This window comes from Streptomyces ipomoeae 91-03 (assembly GCF_000317595.1).
In the GTDB taxonomy this organism is placed as follows: domain Bacteria; phylum Actinomycetota; class Actinomycetes; order Streptomycetales; family Streptomycetaceae; genus Streptomyces; species Streptomyces ipomoeae.
The window spans coordinates 1-16572 of the sequence record NZ_AEJC01000389.1 but is presented as its reverse complement, the minus strand read 5'-3'; the positions used below and the strand labels follow the sequence as shown (position 1 = coordinate 16572).

Genomic DNA, 16572 nt, shown 5'->3' with positions numbered 1-16572 from the left:
CCGCGGCTGAGGTACAGCATCACACGGCCCGCGTACTCAGCGCGCCGCCACCGTACGCAGACGGACATCCGCGCGGCGCTCGGCGGTGGCGTCACCCTCCACCTTCGCGCGCTCCAGCTCTCGCTCCGCACGCTGGACGTCGATCTCGTCGGCCAGCTCGGCGACCTCGGCCAGCAGGGACAGCTTGTTGTCCGCGAACGAGATGAAACCGCCGTGCACCGCGACGACGACCGTGCCGCCATCACTCGTACGGATGGTCACCGGGCCCGACTCCAGCACACCGAGCAGCGGCTGGTGACCGGGCATGACGCCGATATCGCCGGACGTGGTGCGCGCGACGACCAGGGTGGCCTGGCCCGACCAGACCTCTCGGTCGGCCGCGACCAGCGCGACGTGCAGCTCAGCAGCCAAGGTGGCTCCTCGGGTCACCACCCGGCGGTCCCGCCGGGTGTTGGATACAAGTCTAGTAGGGCGCCGGGAATCGGATTGCCCGGGCCCACCCCAGCGCTTTCGGCCGGGGGTCCGGGGGCCGCGCGGCGGTGGCCGCACGGTGAAACGGTCCCCGGGAGATGAAGCGATGGGCGTACAGAGAAGGGCGGGACGGCACCCCACGAGGTGCGGTCTCGCCCCCTCTGCCACGAGTGCCTGACGTCAGCTGACGCCGAGCTCCTTCGCGTTCTTCTTCAGGTCCTCGAGACCACCGCACATGAAGAACGCCTGCTCCGGGAAGTGGTCGTACTCACCGTCGATGATCGCGTTGAACGCGGTGATCGACTCGTCCAGCGGCACGTCCGACCCGTCGACGCCGGTGAACTGCTTGGCGGCGTGGGTGTTCTGGGACAGGAAGCGCTCCACGCGACGGGCACGGTGGACGACGAGCTTGTCCTCCTCACCGAGCTCGTCGATACCGAGGATCGCGATGATGTCCTGCAGGTCCTTGTACTTCTGCAGGATGCTCTTCACGCGCATCGCGGCGTTGTAGTGGTCCGCCGCGATGTACCGCGGGTCGAGGATGCGGGACGTCGAGTCCAGCGGGTCCACGGCCGGGTAGATGCCCTTCTCGGAGATCGGACGGGAGAGAACCGTCGTCGCGTCGAGGTGGGCGAAGGTGGTGGCCGGGGCCGGGTCGGTCAGGTCGTCGGCGGGGACGTAGATCGCCTGCATCGAGGTGATCGAGTGACCGCGGGTCGAGGTGATGCGCTCCTGGAGGAGACCCATCTCGTCGGCCAGGTTCGGCTGGTAACCCACCGCGGAGGGCATACGGCCGAGCAGGGTCGACACCTCGGAGCCGGCCTGGGTGAAGCGGAAGATGTTGTCGATGAAGAACAGCACGTCCTGCTTCTGCACATCGCGGAAGTACTCCGCCATGGTCAGACCGGCGAGGGCCACGCGCAGACGGGTGCCCGGGGGCTCGTCCATCTGACCGAAGACCAGCGCGGTCTTGTCCAGAACGCCGGACTCGTCCATCTCCGCGATGAGGTCGTTGCCCTCACGGGTGCGCTCACCGACGCCCGCGAAGACGGAGACGCCCTCGTGGAGGTTGGCGACACGCATGATCATTTCCTGGATCAGCACGGTCTTGCCGACACCGGCACCACCGAACAGACCGATCTTGCCGCCCTTGACGTACGGGGTGAGAAGGTCGACGACCTTCAGGCCCGTCTCGAACATCTCGGTCTTCGACTCGAGCTGGTCGAACGCGGGGGCCTTGCGGTGGATGGACCAGCGCTCGCCCTCGTAGGACTCGTCAACGTTCAGCACCTCACCGAGGGTGTTGAACACCTTACCCTTGGTGAAGTCGCCGACCGGCACGCTGATGCCCGTGCCGGTGTCGGTCACCGCGGCCTGGCGGACCAGACCGTCGGTGGGCTGCATCGAGATGGTACGGACCAGGCCGTCACCCAGGTGCTGGGCGACCTCCAGGGTCAGCGTCTTCTGCTCGCCCGCCTTGGCCGGGTCGGCCACCTGGACGTGCAGAGCGTTGTAGATCTCCGGCATCGCGTCGACGGGGAACTCCACGTCGACGACCGGGCCGATGACCCGGGCGACGCGGCCCGTGGCAACGGCCGTCTCAGAAGTCGTCGTCATTACTTGTCACTCCCCGCGGTCGCGTCGGCAAGGGCTGCGGTGCCACCGACGATCTCGCTGATTTCCTGGGTGATTTCGGCCTGGCGGGCCGCGTTGGCAAGGCGGGAGAGCGTGTTGATCAGCTCGCCCGCGTTGTCGGTCGCCGACTTCATCGCGCGGCGGGTGGCGGCGTGCTTGGAAGCGGCCGACTGCAGCAGCGCGTTGTAGATACGGCTCTCGACGTAGCGCGGCAGCAGGGCGTCGAGGACGTCCTCCGCCGACGGCTCGAAGTCGTACAGCGGCAGGATCTCGCCCTTCGGCGCCTCCTCCGCGACCTCTTCGAGGCGAAGCGGCAGCAGCTGCGCGTCGAGCGCCTGCTGCGTCATCATCGAGACGAACTCGGTGTAGACGATGTGGAGCTCGTCCACGCCGCCGTCCGCCGTGTCCTTCTCGATGGCCTCGATCAACGGGGCCGCGACCTTCTTGGCGTCCGCGTACGAGGGCTCGTCGGTGAAGCCCGTCCACTGGTCCGCGATACGACGCTCACGGAAGTTGTAGTGGGCGACACCACGCCGGCCGACGATGTACGTGTCGACCTGCTTGCCCTCGGCCTCCAGCCGCGCCGTCAGCTGCTCCGCGGCCTTGACGGCGTTGGAGTTGAAGGCACCGGCCAGACCGCGGTCACTCGTCAGCAGCAGCACTGCGGAACGCGTGACCGTCTCGGCCTGCGTGGTCAGCGGGTGCTTGGTGTTCGAACCAGTGCCCACCGCCGTGACCGCGCGCGTCAGCTCGGTCGCGTACGGCGTGGAGGCCGCCACCTTGCGCTGCGCCTTGACGACGCGCGAGGCGGCGATCATCTCCATCGCCTTGGTGATCTTCTTGGTCGCGGTGACGGATCGGATGCGACGCTTGTAGACCCGGAGCTGAGCTCCCATGAGTCAGGTCCCTTCCTTACGTCACTTGGAGACGTTGACGGCCGCCGGAGCGTCCTCGCCGAGCAGCTTGCCGTCCGAGGTCTCGAACTGCTTCTTGAAGTCGGCGATCGCGTCGGCGACAGCGGTCAGCGTGTCGTCGGACATCTTGCCGCCCTCCCGGATGGAGGTCATGAGGCCCTGCTCCTTGCGGTGCAGGTACTCCAGGAGCTCCTTCTCGAAGCGGCGGATGTCCAGAACCGGCACGTCGTCCATCTTGCCGGTGGTGCCGGCCCACACGGAGACGACCTGGTCCTCGGTGGACATCGGCTCGTACTGGGCCTGCTTCAGCAGCTCGACCATGCGCTGGCCGCGCTCCAGCTGGGCCTTGGACGCGGCGTCCAGGTCGGAACCGAAGGCGGCGAACGCCTCCAGCTCACGGAACTGGGCGAGGTCCACGCGCAGACGGCCGGAGACCTGCTTCATCGCCTTGTGCTGGGCGGAACCACCGACTCGGGAGACGGAGATACCGACGTTCAGCGCGGGACGCTGACCGGCGTTGAAGAGGTCCGACTCCAGGAAGCACTGGCCGTCGGTGATGGAGATGACGTTGGTCGGGATGAACGCCGAGACGTCGTTGGCCTTGGTCTCGACGATCGGCAGACCGGTCATCGAGCCCTTGCCCATCTCGTCGGAGAGCTTGGCGCAGCGCTCCAGCAGACGGGAGTGCAGGTAGAAGACGTCACCCGGGTAGGCCTCGCGGCCCGGCGGGCGGCGCAGCAGCAGGGACACGGCGCGGTAGGCGTCGGCCTGCTTCGAGAGGTCGTCGAAGATGATGAGGACGTGCTTGCCCTCGTACATCCAGTGCTGACCGATGGCCGAACCGGTGTACGGCGCCAGGTACTTGAAGCCGGCCGGGTCGGACGCCGGGGCGGCGACGATGGTCGTGTACTCGAGCGCGCCGTTCTCCTCCAGCGCGCGGCGGACCGACGCGATGGTCGAGCCCTTCTGGCCGATGGCGACGTAGATGCAGCGGACCTGCTTGTTCACGTCGCCCGAGCGCCAGTTGTCGCGCTGGTTGATGATCGTGTCGACGGCCAGGGCGGTCTTGCCGGTCTGGCGGTCACCGATGATCAGCTGACGCTGACCACGGCCGATCGGGGTCATCGCGTCGACGGCCTTGTAGCCGGTCTCCATCGGCTCGTGCACCGACTTGCGCTGCATGACCGTGGGGGCCTGCAGCTCGAGGGCGCGGCGGCCGGTGGTCGCGATCTCGCCGAGTCCGTCGATCGGCTGGCCGAGCGGGTCGACGACACGGCCGAGGTAGCCGTCGCCGACGGGCACGGACAGAACCTCGCCGGTGCGGGTGACCGGCTGGCCCTCCTCGATGCCGCTGAACTCACCGAGGACGATGGCGCCGATCTCGCGCTCTTCCAGGTTGAGCGCGAGGCCGAGGGTGCCGTCCTCGAACTTCAGCAGTTCGTTGGCCATGGCCGAGGGCAGACCCTCGACCTTCGCGATGCCGTCGCCGGCAAGGGTGACCGTACCGACCTCCTCGCGCGAGGCCGCGTCCGGCTTGTACGACTGGACGAAGTTCTCCAGCGCGTCCCGGATCTCCTCCGGCCGGATCGTGAGCTCCGCCATCTGGGTTCCCTGCTCTCCTTGTTGGGCCCGAAGTTTCAACTTGGGGGTCTGGGGGCGACCCCCAGGAATCCTCTGCACGGCCCAACCGGGCCGTAAGTGCGTACTGCTTGTGCTGCTTGTGAAATTGCCGGTGAAGCGGTCTAGCTCGCCAGGCGGCGGCCGGCCTCTTCGAGTCGGTCCGCGATCGAGCCGTTGATGACCTCGTCGCCGACCTGCACCCGGATCCCGCCGAGGACCTCGGGGTCCACGTCGAGGTTGAGGTGCATCTGGCGGCCGTAGAGCTTGGCGAGGGCGGCGCCGAGGCGCTGCTTCTGCGTGTCGCTCAGCGGGACCGCCGAGGTGACGACGGCGACCATGCGGTCCCGGCGCTCGGCGGCGAGCTTGGACAAGGACTCGAGTCCCGCCTCAAGGCTACGTCCACGCGGCGCGGTCACAAGGCGCGTCACCAGTCGCTCGGTGGTTGCCTTGGCCCGGCCGCCGAGCAGGCTGCGCAGCAGCTCGCCCTTGGCGGAGGTGCTCGCGGCACGGTCGGTCAGCGCGGACCGCAGCTCGGTGGTGGAGGAGACGATCCGGCCGAACCGGAACAGCTCGTCCTCGACGTCGTCGAGCGTGCCCGCCCCCTGCGCGGCGGTGAGGTCGGCGAGGTTCGCCAGTTCCTCCAGCGCGTCCACCAGGTCACGGGACTGCGACCAGCGGGAGCGCACCAGACCGGCCACCAGGTCGGCGGTGGTGCCGCTGACCTGGCCGCCGAGGATGCGCCCGGACAGTTCGGCCTTGGCCTCGCCGGCCTGCGCCGGGTCGGTGAGGACCCGACGCAGCGACACCTCGCGGTCGAGCAGCGCGGTGACGGCGGCCAGCTCGTCGGCGAGCGAGGTCGCGTCGACGGACGTGGAGTCCGTCAGCGCGTCGAGACGCTCACGGGCGGCTGCCAGGGCCTCGCGGCTCGCTCCGTTCATCGCGTCGCCTCGGCCTTCTCCTCGAGGTCGTCGAGGAAGCGGTCGATCACGCGGCTCTGCCGGGCGTGGTCCTCGAGGGACTCGCCGACGAGCTTGCCGGCCAGGTCGGTGGCGAGCTTGCCGACGTCCTGGCGCAGCGCGGAAGCGGCGGCCTTGCGGTCGGCATCGAGCTGGGCGTGACCGGCGGCGATGATCTCCTCACGCTGCCGCTGGCCCTCGACGCGCATCTCGGCGATGAGCGCGGCGCCCTGCTCCTGCGCCTCCTGGCGCAGTCGTGCGGCCTCGTGCCGAGCCTCGGCGAGCTGAGCCCGGTATTGCTCAAGGACCTCCTGGGCCTCTTGCTGCAGGGCCTCGGCTTTCTCGATACCGCCCTCGATCTGCTCGCGACGCTCGTCCAGAACCTTGTTGATGTTCGGGAGGAGCTTCTTGGCGAGGAAGCCGAAGACGATGACGAAGGCGAGCAGGCCGATGACGAGCTCAGGGATCGGCGGAACGAGGGGGTTCTCTCCCTCGCTCGCCGCGATGAGCAGCTGGCTCATGTGTGTGCCTTTCGTCTAGTCGGCTGGACTGGTGTCGGTGATCAGTAGCCGTAGACGAACGGCATGACCAGACCGATCAGGGCGAGCGCCTCACAGAAGGCGAAGCCCAGGATCTGGTTGGCGCGGATCAGGCCGGCCGCCTCGGGCTGACGGGCGAGGGCCTGGGTGCCGTTACCGAAGATGATGCCGACGCCGACGCCGGGGCCGATGGCGGCAAGGCCGTAACCGATCGAACCGAGGGAACCTTCGACGGCAGCAAGGGTCTGGGACATGCCAGTTCTTCCTTTTCTTTACGGACCGGTGGGGGTTGGCCACCGGACGATTCGGGGGGCGAAAGAGGCGCCTGATCAGTGGTGCTCGGCGAGAGCGCCCTGAATGTAGGTGCAGGTCAGCAGAACGAACACATACGCCTGCAGCGCCTGGACGAAGAGCTCGAAGGCGGTCATGACGATGACCATCACGAACGAGACACCCGCGTAGGCGATGCCGACGCCGTTCAGCAGGTACCAGCTGGCGATCGTGAAGAGGAGAAGCAGGGTGTGCCCGGCGAACATGTTCGCGAAGAGTCGCACGGCGTGGGTGAAGGGCCGGATCAGGATGTTCGAGAAGAACTCGATCAGCATCGACAGCGGGAGCACCGGGCCGAGCGACTTGTCGTAGCCGGTGACGTTCTTGAAGAAGCCGACGAAGCCGTGCCGCTTGAACGTCAGTGACACCCACGTGATGTAGACGAGCAGCGCCAGCACCGCCGGGTAGGAGATGATCGACGTGACGGGGAACTGGGCGAGCGGGACGATCGACCAGAGGTTCATCATCCAGATGAAGAAGAAGAGCGAGACGACCAGCGGAACGTACTTCTCGCCCTCCTTCCGGCCGATGGTCTCGTAGACGACCCCGCGGCGGATGAAGTCGTAGCCCGCCTCGGCGACCATCTGGAGCTTGCCGGGGACGACCTGCGGCTTGCGGAAGGCGGCCCAGAAGAAGCCGATGATGATGATCGAGCCGAGCAGCGCCAGCAGCATCGTCTTGTTGAAGTACAGATTGCTGTCGCCGTCGCCCCAGAGAGGCTGGAACAGGAACGAGTGCAGGCCGGGGGAAACCTCGGCGAAGCCACAGCCGTCGAAGATGTGGCAGTCGGTCTCGAAGGCGAGCACCTGCGTCGGATCAGCACTCACCGCGGGCTCCTTCAGCGTGGCGCATGGGTACGGCAACCTCGTTGTGTCGGCGCGGCGCGCAGCCGCGGGTCGGCACTGGACTGGTGTTACGGATGTGGGGGCGGCTGTGGGGCGTCGAGCCTCGCACTAGGGCAGGCGTCAGCTCGATTGCCCGCGCCCGCGATGCCGCAGTTGGCACCGGACGATAGCAGGATCTCCTGCGGACACTTATCCCGGCCCTACCCCTCACGACGAGTGCCCTGATTTTTCGGGCTTGTTGCCCGTCGATGAATCAGGTTCGACGTAAAGAATCTTGGCCTTCATGTGTGCACGGGTCTGGAAGACGATCCACACAAGGGTCGTACCGACGAGCGTGAACGCGAAGGACCTGGGGTGGAAGAGCGTGGTGTTCTTGAACGCGGCCAGGAAGATGAACAGCAGCAGAATTTGTGCCGCGTAGAGCATCAGGCCCATCGCCTGGAACAGGTGAGGAAGCGATTTGGCAGTGCGCTGGAGAACGTAGAGCCCGATTCCCATGAAGAGGATCGTGACCACCGCCGCGACGATGGCGCCGACGGCCCCCTTGCCTCCGACGACCACACCACTGATGACAGCGGCGATGGCGCCGGCGGCTGCCGTGGGTACGGCGGCCTGAAGGAGGATCCGGACGTCATTGGACGGCATGGCGGCAACTCCGCTTGCTAAGGGGGCAGGGTGTCGTCATGGACGAGCGTAGTCCCCGGGAGCGAGCTGAAATCTCACGCCGGTGGACCGTCGCACTGCGGTCCTTCGGCTGTGTCCGGGGTTCTCGTGAACCGTATCACAAACTATTTGATGAGGTCTTTACCTGAATGGTGTGCCTGGCGTCACACATGAGAGTGAACCCGCCCGTCTGTGCAAAAACCGCGCCGACTTGTCTGGTATAAGCACGTTTTGCTCCCCCACGCTCTTGCATGCGATCGGCAAAGCGTTAGTCAGATTCTTACCTTGCCGTCAGCGTGGAGCCCCACCCTTGCGCCCGCACGACGGACGGTGAGAGGCCCCGTGCGGCACTGCCGCACGGGGCCTCGAGCGATCCGCGGAGCGCTTCTCAGCGCCGCGCTCCCGCAGGGCTGGGTTCCTCCTCCTCGACCCGGCCGCCGATCGCGGTGGCGCCGTTGAGGGACGGGGTCCAGTCGGGCGTGGTGGGGAGGCCGGCCTCGGCGGTGACGACCCTGCGGCGGCGGTAGCGCGGCGGGACGAAGGCCTCGGCCCAGCGGGGGGCGCGGGGGGTGAAGCGGGGCAGCAGGAGCAGGAAGAGGCCCACCCCGCTGAGCGCGGCGATGCCGAGGACGATCCACATGGACGCGGCGTTCACGGTGTAGGCGAGGGCGCCGAAGGCGATGACCGCGGACCAGAAGTACATGATCAGCACCGCGCGGCTGTGGGAGTGCCCGATCTCCAGGAGCCGGTGGTGCAGATGGCCCCGGTCGGCGGCGAACGGGGACTGGCCCCGCCAGGTGCGGCGCACGATGGCCAGGATCAGGTCGGCGGCCGGGATCGCGATGATGGTCAGCGGCATCAGCAGCGGGATGTAGACCGGCACCATCTGGTACACGGTGTCGCGCTCCGAGATGAACAGCTTCATCGCGTCCGGGTCGACCTGCCCGGTGACGGAGATCGCGCCGGCCGCCAGCACCAGGCCGATGAGCATCGAGCCGGAGTCGCCCATGAAGATCCGCGCCGGGTGCATGTTGTGCGGCAGGAAGCCCAGGCACATGCCCATCAGCACGGACGCGAAGAGCGTCGCGGGGGCGGCGGCCTCGATGCCGTAGCTGTACCAGAGGCGGTAGGCGTACATGAAGAACGCCGCGGAGGCGATGCACACCATGCCGGCCGCGAGACCGTCGAGGCCGTCGACGAAGTTGACCGCGTTGATGGTGATGACGACCAGGGCGACCGTCAGCAGGGTGCCCTGCCACTGCGTCAGCGCGACGATGCCGACACCCGGGATGGGCAGCCACAGGATCGTCAGACCCTGCATGACCATCACGCCCGCGGCGATCATCTGACCGCCGAGCTTGATGAGGGCGTCGATCTCGAACTTGTCGTCCAGGACGCCGATGAGCCAGATCAGCGCGGCCCCGGAGAGCAGCGCGCGCGGCTCGTTGGAGTCGGCGAAGACCTCGCTGAGGTTGGTCAGATGGTCGGCGACCAGCAGCCCGGCGCACAGACCGAAGAACATCGCGATGCCGCCGAGTCGCGGCGTGGGCTCACGGTGGACGTCGCGCGCACGGATCGCCGGCATGGCTCCGGCCACGATCGCGAACTTCCGTACCGGTCCTGTCAGCAGGTACGTCACCGCGGCCGTGATGCAGAGCGTCAGCAGGTATTCACGCACGGGCTTCCCCACAGGTCTCGCTGGCCATCACAGCCCCACACCCTAGCGATGCGCGCATATGGTTGGGGACTTCCGGGTAGCGACGATGGTTGCACGTGATGCTGTGTCGCGTGGCGCGAGTACCCCACCTCAGCGCGGATACGGCGGAAATCTTCCGGCCAGATCCCGCACTTCTTCACGGGTCCGCCTGCCGTCGCCGCCGTCCCGCAGTACCCCCGCGAACAGCGCGGCGAGCCGTGTCATCTCCGCCTCGCCCATGCCCTGCGTGGTCAGCGCGGCCGTGCCGAGCCGCAGACCGCGGGCGTCGCCGTGCGGCAGGGCGCAGCAGTCCAGGATGATCCCTGCGGCCGCGAGCCGGCCGCGTGCGGTGCGGCCGTCGACGCCGAGTGGCGCGGGATCGACGGTCAGCAGGTGGGTGTCGGTGCCCCCCGTGATGACGACCAGCCCCTCCCGGGCGAGCCCCTCCCCCAGGACGCGGGCGTTGGCGACCACCTGATGGGCGTACGCGGTGAACGCCGGTGTTGCCGCCTCCCCGAACGCGACGGCCTTCGCGGCGATGGTGTGCATCTGCGCGCCGCCCTGCGTGAACGGGAACACCGCCCGGTCGACGCGCTCCGCCAACTCGCTCCCGCACAGCAGCATGCCGCCGCGCGGACCGCGCAGCACCTTGTGCGTGGTGGCGCACACCACATCGGCGTACGGCACCGGACTGGGCGCCGCTCCCCCGGCGACGAGCCCGATGGGATGGGCCGCGTCGGCGATCAGATACGCGCCCACCTCGTCGGCGACCTCGCGGAAGAACGCGTAGTCGATGTGGCGGGGGTAGGAGATGGACCCGCACACGATGGCCTTGGGGCGGCGGGTACGGGCGAGGGTCCGGACCTGCTCGTGGTCGATGAGCCCGGACTCGGCGTCGACGCCGTAGCCGACGAAGTCGAACCAGCGGCCGGAGAAGTTCGCGGGCGACCCGTGTGTGAGGTGACCGCCGAAGTGCAGGCCCATCGCCAGCACCGTGTCGCCGGGGCGCAGCAGCGCGGCGTACGCGGCCAGCACCGCCGAAGACCCGGAATGTGCCTGCACATTGGCGTGGTCCGCGCCGAACAGCGCCTTGGCCCGCTCCACGGCCAGCCGTTCGGCCACGTCCACGATCTCGCAGCCCCCGTGGTACCGGGCGCCCGGATACCCCTCCGCGTACTTGTTGGCGAGCGGCGACCCGAGGGCGGCCAGCACCGCAGGCGAGGTGAAGTTCTCGGCGGCGACGAGTTGCAACGTCGTCGACTGCCGCGCCAGCTCGCCGAACAGGATGTCGGCCAGCTGGGGGTCCTGCCGCCGCAGGACATCGGCCTCTAGGACGGGGGTGACCGACATGGCGAACTCCGGGGCGTCGACGATGACGTACGACCAATGTAGGCCCGTGCGTCGCCGCCCGCCCGGTGTTACGCCCGAGCCGGTACTCCCGTGAGCGCCGTCACCACCGGATCCAGCGCCTGATGTATCTCGTCGCCCACTGACCGGAAGAACGGCAGCGGGGCCCCGTACGGGTCGTGGACCTCGTCCGCCTCGGCCGTCGGGGCGAGAAGCCACCCGCGTAGAGCCGCGGCGGCACGGACCAGCGCACGGGCGCGTACGACCATGCCCTCCTCCAGCGGCGGGAGGGTGGCGGGATCTATCGCCCGTACGAGGCGGGTGAACTCCTTCAGGGTGAAGGTGCGCAGGCCGGCCGAGTGACCCATGGAGATGACCTGGGCCCGGTGGTCACGGGTGGCCGTCAGGACCAGGTCGGCCATGATCACGTGCTCGTCCAGCAGTTCCCGGCCCATGAAGCCGGAGGCGTCCGCCCCGAAGTCGGCGAGGACCGCCTCCGCGTTGGCCTCCATGGGCGCCCCCTCGTGTCCCCAGGTCCCCGCGCTCTCGACGACGACACCGCCCCACAGCGGGTCCCCGAGCCGGTCCGCCAGGGCATGACGGGTCAGCCGCTCGGTGATCGGTGAGCGGCACACGTTGCCGGTGCTGACGTGGAGGATGCGGAACGTGTCACGCGGAAGCCCTGTGAAGGTCCGCGTCTCTTCTCCGTCCCATATGCCACGCCCCGCGTCAGGGGCCGTCAATTCGCCACCTCGAGGTCGGGTACGACCTTGCGCAGCTCCTCGGCGGACAGGGCCCCGGCACGCAGCAGGACCGGTACCTTGCCCGTGACGTCGACGATGGAGGACGGCACGTTGCCGGGGGTCGGGCCACCGTCGAGGTAGACGGAGACGGAATCGCCGAGCATGGCCTCGGCGGCGTCGCAGTTCTCCGGCGCCGGGTGACCGGTGAGGTTCGCCGAGGAGACGGCCATGGGGCCGACCTCGGTGAGCAGTTCGATGGCGACCGGGTGCAGCGGCATGCGCACGGCGACCGTGCCGCGGGTGTCGCCGAGGTCCCACTGCAGCGACGGCTGGTGCTTGGCGACGAGGGTGAGCGCGCCCGGCCAGAAGGCGTCGACGAGCTCCCAGGCCATCTCGGAGAAGTCGGTGACGAGCCCGTGCAGGGTGTTCGGGGAGCCGATGAGGACGGGTGTGGGCATATTGCGGCCCCGGCCCTTGGCCTCCAGGAGGTCGGAGACGGCCTCCGAGGTGAAGGCGTCGGCGCCGATGCCGTACACGGTGTCCGTGGGCAGCACCACGAGCTCGCCCCGGCGGACGGCGGACGCGGCCTCACGCAGACCCGTTGCGCGGTCGGTCGCGTCGTTGGTGTCGTATCGCCGTGCCATTTAACGGGCCTCCTCGTACACGTACTGCTGGGCTTCCGAAAAAACTGTCATCGGGCGCGTGCTCACGGCAGCGCCTTGCGGGCGGTCGCGAACCGCGGCCTGTTGTTGAGGTCCGGGTGGTCGGCCGCGTCGGCCCAGCCCCGCTCCTCGGTGAAGATCCACGGCACCTGGCCGCCCTGGGTGTCGGCGTGTTCGACGACGACGACACCGCCCGGACGGAGCAGCCGATGCGCTGTGCGTTCGAGTCCTCGGATCAGATCGAGCCCGTCCTCCCCCGAGAACAGGGCGAGTTCGGGATCGTAGTCGCGGGCCTCCGGCGCCACGTACTCCCACTCCGTGAGCGGGATGTACGGCGGGTTGGAGATGACCAGGTCGACCTGGCCGTCGAGGTCGCGGAAGGCGTCGAGGGCGTTGCCCTGGCGCAGGTCGACGCGTGAGCCCGCCATGTTCTTGCGGGTCCACTGCAGGGCGTCCTCGGACAGCTCCACGGCGTGCACGCGCGAACGCGGCACCTCCTGGGCGAGGGCGAGCGCGATGGCGCCGGAGCCGGTGCACAGGTCGACGATGCAGGGCTCGACGACGTCCATCGCGCGTACGGCGTCTATGGCCCACCCGACGACCGACTCGGTCTCCGGCCTCGGCACGAACACACCCGGCCCGACCTGCAGTTCGAGATAGCGGAAGTACGCGCGTCCGGTGATGTGCTGGAGCGGCTCGCGCTGCTCACGGCGGGCGATGACCTCCCAGTACCGGGCGTCGAAGTCGGAGTCCTTGACGGCGTGCAGCTCGCCCCGCTTGACGCCGTGCACGAACGCGGCGAGTTCCTCCGCGTCGTTGCGCGGCGAGGGCACGCCGGCGTCGGCCAGCCGCTGGGTGGCCTGGGCCACCTCCGCGAGCAGCAGGTTCACGCAAGTCCTCCGTCAGTACTGGGTCGTGCGTATGGGCCTTTATGCGGCTGCCAGCTTCGCCGCCGAGTCGGCGTCGACGCAGGCCTGGATCACCGCGTCGAGGTCGCCGTCCAGGACCTGGTCCAGGTTGTACGCCTTGAAGCCGACGCGGTGGTCCGAGATGCGGTTCTCCGGGAAGTTGTACGTGCGGATCTTCTCGGAGCGGTCGACGGTACGGACCTGGCTGCGGCGGGCGTCGGCGGCCTCCTTCTCCGCCTCCTCCTGCGCCGCCGCGAGCAGCCTGGAGCGCAGGATACGCATCGCCTGCTCCTTGTTCTGCAACTGGCTCTTCTCGTTCTGGCAGGAGGCGACGACTCCGGTGGGGATGTGCGTGATGCGCACGGCGGAGTCGGTGGTGTTGACGGACTGCCCGCCGGGCCCGGAGGACCGGTAGACGTCGATGCGGAGATCGTTCGGGTTGATCTCGACGTCGATCTCCTCGGCCTCGGGGGTGACGAGGACACCGGCGGCGGAGGTGTGGATACGCCCCTGGGACTCGGTGGCGGGCACACGCTGCACTCGGTGCACGCCGCCCTCGTACTTCAGCCGGGCCCAGACGCCCTGGCCGGGCTCGGTGGCGCCCTGGCCGCCCTTGGTCTTCACGGCGACCTGGACGTCCTTGTAGCCGCCCAGCTCGGACTCGGTGGCGTCGATGATCTCGGTCTTCCAGCCGACGCGCTCGGCGTACCGGAGGTACATGCGCAGGAGGTCACCGGCGAACAGCGCGGACTCGTCACCGCCGGCGCCGGCCTTGATCTCCAGGATCACGTCCTTGTCGTCGCTCGGGTCACGCGGGACGAGCAGCAGCCGCAGCTTCTCCGTCAGCTCCTCGCGCTGCTTCTCCAGCTCCTTGACCTCGGCGGCGAAGTCAGGGTCGTCGGCGGCGAACTCACGGGCCGTGTCGATGTCGTCGCCGGTCTGCTTCCAGGAGCGGTACGTGCCGACGATCGGGGTCAGCTCCGCGTAGCGCTTGTTCAGCTTGCGCGCGTTGGCCTGGTCCGCGTGGACCGACGGGTCGGCGAGCTTCTTCTCGAGGTCGGCGTGTTCCCCGACCAGTTCCTCGACCGCCTCGAACATCTTCGGCTCCCTGTACGACCTGTTCGGCCTGTTCTACGAAATGAATGGGCTGCACCGCAAAGCGCCGGTCCCGGAAACCCCCGAGTGGGGGTACCGCGGACCGGCGCTGAGGGCTCGCTACTTCTTGGCAGCGGCAGCCTTGCCGAAGCGGGCCTCGAAGCGGGCCACGCGGCCACCGGTGTCGAGGATCTTCTGCTTGCCCGTGTAGAACGGGTGGCACTCGGAGCAGACCTCGGCACGGATGGTGCCGCTCGGGATCGTGCTACGGGTGGTGAACGACGCGCCACAGGTGCAGCTGACCTGCGTCTCGACGTACTCGGGGTGGATGTCGCGCTTCAAGGTGTCTCCTAGTTTCGGGAGGGCGCCGGGTCGCTGTCGCGGGCTGCGAAAGCGTGAACCGGAGCCGACGTACCAGTCTGCCAGGACTGGCGCCATCTCCCAAAACCAGGGGCCACCCCCACGTATTCCCCGGCTCCGCCCGGACCCCACCCCGCCGCACCCCGGCCCGCCGTCGTCGCTCTGGCGCGGCGGCTGATGGCAGCTGCGACCGACCCCAGCGCCGCCGCGCCCCCCAGCCCGCCACCGCCGCTCCGCCACAGGCCCCGCCGCCGCGCCCCGGCCCTCGCCGCCGCAGCTTGCGGGCAGCCGCGCCGCCGTCCCGACTGCGGGCAGTCGTGCCGCTGGGGCGGCACGGGTGGGCGCGGCGGCATCCTGTCGGCGCCGGTAGGCGTGGCCCACTCCCGGCCGGCATGCGCCATGGGGTGCCTTGTGATCGCCGTGAGCAGGTGCGGCGCCGTCGTGGCTGGGCACGCAGTTCCCCGCGCCCCTGAAAAGCAGGCCGAGCGCGCCCCAAGAGGAGGGTTCCGCCCCTTACGAAGACGCCACGACCCCGTCCGCGTCGCCCCTCGCCGTACCCTTCGTCGCCGACTTCGGGATCGGCCTGTCGGCCTTCAGCGCGGCCCAGACCTGCTTGGCCTTGGCCTCGTCGACCAGCACCCGGTTCAGGTCCGCCGGGTCGTACTGGACCGGCATCGTGACCATGGTCATGTTCTTGGAGCTGATGCCCTTGAGACCGCCCGCGAAGGACGCGAGGTCCTTGACGGTGTCGAGGTCGGAGTCGGTGGTGACCGCGTCGGTGGCGGTGTCGGCGAGATCGTAGAGCTTCTTGGGGTTGGTGAAGAGGCCGAGCTGCTTGATCTGTTCCAGCAGGGCCTTGATGAAGGCCTGCTGGAGCTGGATACGGCCGAGATCGGAGCCGTCCCCCACCCCATGCCGGGTACGGACGAGCCCAAGGGCCTGCTTGCCGTCGAGCGTATGGGGGCCGGCCTTCAGCTTGAGGTGGCTGTCGGGGTCGTCTATGTCCTTGGTGGTGGTGATGTCGACCCCACCGAGGACATTGATCAGCTTCTCGAAACCCGCGAAGTCGACCTCGATGTAGTGGTCCATACGGATACCGGTCATGGACTCGACGGTCTTGACCGCGCACACGGCGCCCCCGGTGGAGTACGCGGAGTTGAACATCGCGTCGGTGGCGGCGGGATACGTCTTGCCGTTGCCGTCGGTGCACTCGGGCCGGTCGACGAGGGTGTCCCGGGGTATGGAGACCACGCTGGCCTTCTTGTGACCCTCGTACACGTGCACGATCATCGCGGTGTCGGAGCGGGCGCTGCCGTCGTCGACGCCGCCCCCCAGCTTCTTGTTGCTGCCCGAGCGGGTGTCGGAGCCGAGGACCAGGATGTCCTCCGAGCCGTTGTCGACGTTCTGGGGCCGGTCGGTGCCGAGGGCCTGGTTGATGTCGACGCTCTTGATGTTGCCGTTGAGCTTGAAGTACAGATACCCGGCGCCCGTGCCACCGATGACGACGATGCCGGCGGCGGTCCAGGCGGTGACCAGCAGCGCCTTGCTGCGCCTGGCACCGGCCCTGCGGCGGCGGCCCCTGGGCGCGCGGTGGCGTGGGCCGGTGGTGCCGGACCTCCCCGGCGTTCCGGGCTCCGGCGTGCTCTCGGCGGACATGTGCTCCTCGGTCCTCTTTCCCGGTCGATTACCCCCTGCGTTCAGGCCCAGGCCTGCTGAGCCGGATGTGGCCGTACCGCTCCATGGTCACTCCGTTCGGTCAGACGGAATAACTCGGGAAAGGGTTGCACA

17 protein-coding genes are annotated in these 16572 nt (G+C 68.6%); all 17 read right to left on the bottom strand.

Annotated features, from left to right (window positions below; genetic code table 11):
• Positions 1-36: 36 nt before the first annotated feature.
• Positions 37-411: a F0F1 ATP synthase subunit epsilon gene (locus STRIP9103_RS25045; RefSeq protein ID WP_009321657.1), complete on the bottom strand. Its 375-nt coding sequence runs from the start codon at positions 409-411 to the stop codon at positions 37-39.
• Between the two features lie 240 nt (positions 412-651).
• Entirely contained in the window at positions 652-2088 is a 1437-nt protein-coding gene (gene atpD / locus STRIP9103_RS25040) for a F0F1 ATP synthase subunit beta (protein ID WP_009321660.1), read from the bottom strand.
• Entirely contained in the window at positions 2088-3002 is a 915-nt protein-coding gene (locus tag STRIP9103_RS25035; RefSeq protein ID WP_009321658.1) for a F0F1 ATP synthase subunit gamma, read from the bottom strand. The genes atpD and STRIP9103_RS25035 overlap by 1 nt, the downstream gene beginning before the upstream one ends.
• Positions 3003-3023: 21 nt before the next feature.
• Positions 3024-4622, bottom strand: a complete 1599-nt coding sequence (gene atpA / locus STRIP9103_RS25030; RefSeq protein ID WP_009321652.1) for a F0F1 ATP synthase subunit alpha — start codon at positions 4620-4622, stop codon at positions 3024-3026.
• 140 nt (positions 4623-4762) lie between these two features.
• Positions 4763-5578, bottom strand: a complete 816-nt coding sequence (locus tag STRIP9103_RS25025; RefSeq protein ID WP_009321649.1) for a F0F1 ATP synthase subunit delta — start codon at positions 5576-5578, stop codon at positions 4763-4765.
• Complete coding sequence (locus STRIP9103_RS25020) at positions 5575-6117, bottom strand: F0F1 ATP synthase subunit B (protein WP_009321650.1); 543 nt, start codon at positions 6115-6117, stop codon at positions 5575-5577. The genes STRIP9103_RS25025 and STRIP9103_RS25020 overlap by 4 nt, the downstream gene beginning before the upstream one ends.
• Positions 6118-6158: 41 nt before the next feature.
• Positions 6159-6389 carry an ATP synthase F0 subunit C gene (gene atpE / locus STRIP9103_RS25015; RefSeq protein ID WP_009321656.1) on the bottom strand — a complete coding sequence of 77 codons (231 nt, stop codon included), beginning with the start codon at positions 6387-6389 and terminating at the stop codon, positions 6159-6161.
• A gap of 75 nt (positions 6390-6464) precedes the next feature.
• Entirely contained in the window at positions 6465-7292 is an 828-nt protein-coding gene (gene atpB / locus STRIP9103_RS25010; RefSeq protein WP_009321655.1) for a F0F1 ATP synthase subunit A, read from the bottom strand.
• 225 nt (positions 7293-7517) lie between these two features.
• Positions 7518-7955, bottom strand: coding sequence for a hypothetical protein (locus STRIP9103_RS25005; RefSeq protein ID WP_009321659.1), 438 nt, complete (start codon positions 7953-7955; stop codon positions 7518-7520).
• 406 nt (positions 7956-8361) lie between these two features.
• Positions 8362-9651, bottom strand: coding sequence for an MraY family glycosyltransferase (locus STRIP9103_RS25000; protein WP_009321654.1), 1290 nt, complete (start codon positions 9649-9651; stop codon positions 8362-8364).
• 129 nt (positions 9652-9780) lie between these two features.
• Entirely contained in the window at positions 9781-11019 is a 1239-nt protein-coding gene (locus STRIP9103_RS24995; RefSeq protein ID WP_009321661.1) for a serine hydroxymethyltransferase, read from the bottom strand.
• A 68-nt stretch (positions 11020-11087) separates the two neighbouring features.
• Positions 11088-11759, bottom strand: a complete 672-nt coding sequence (locus tag STRIP9103_RS24990) for an arsenate reductase/protein-tyrosine-phosphatase family protein (RefSeq protein ID WP_009321645.1) — start codon at positions 11757-11759, stop codon at positions 11088-11090.
• Positions 11756-12403 carry an L-threonylcarbamoyladenylate synthase gene (locus STRIP9103_RS24985; protein WP_009321647.1) on the bottom strand — a complete coding sequence of 216 codons (648 nt, stop codon included), beginning with the start codon at positions 12401-12403 and terminating at the stop codon, positions 11756-11758. The genes STRIP9103_RS24990 and STRIP9103_RS24985 overlap by 4 nt, the downstream gene beginning before the upstream one ends.
• Before the next feature lie 62 nt (positions 12404-12465).
• Positions 12466-13311 (bottom strand): peptide chain release factor N(5)-glutamine methyltransferase, encoded by an 846-nt coding sequence (prmC, locus tag STRIP9103_RS24980; RefSeq protein ID WP_009321653.1) that lies wholly within the window; start codon positions 13309-13311, stop codon positions 12466-12468.
• Positions 13312-13350: 39 nt separating this feature from the next.
• Positions 13351-14427, bottom strand: a complete 1077-nt coding sequence (gene prfA / locus STRIP9103_RS24975) for a peptide chain release factor 1 (RefSeq protein WP_009321651.1) — start codon at positions 14425-14427, stop codon at positions 13351-13353.
• Between the two features lie 117 nt (positions 14428-14544).
• Complete coding sequence (rpmE, locus tag STRIP9103_RS24970; RefSeq protein ID WP_009321648.1) at positions 14545-14766, bottom strand: 50S ribosomal protein L31; 222 nt, start codon at positions 14764-14766, stop codon at positions 14545-14547.
• A gap of 531 nt (positions 14767-15297) precedes the next feature.
• Positions 15298-16440: an LCP family protein gene (locus STRIP9103_RS24965; RefSeq protein WP_009321646.1), complete on the bottom strand. Its 1143-nt coding sequence runs from the start codon at positions 16438-16440 to the stop codon at positions 15298-15300.
• Positions 16441-16572: the final 132 nt, after the last annotated feature.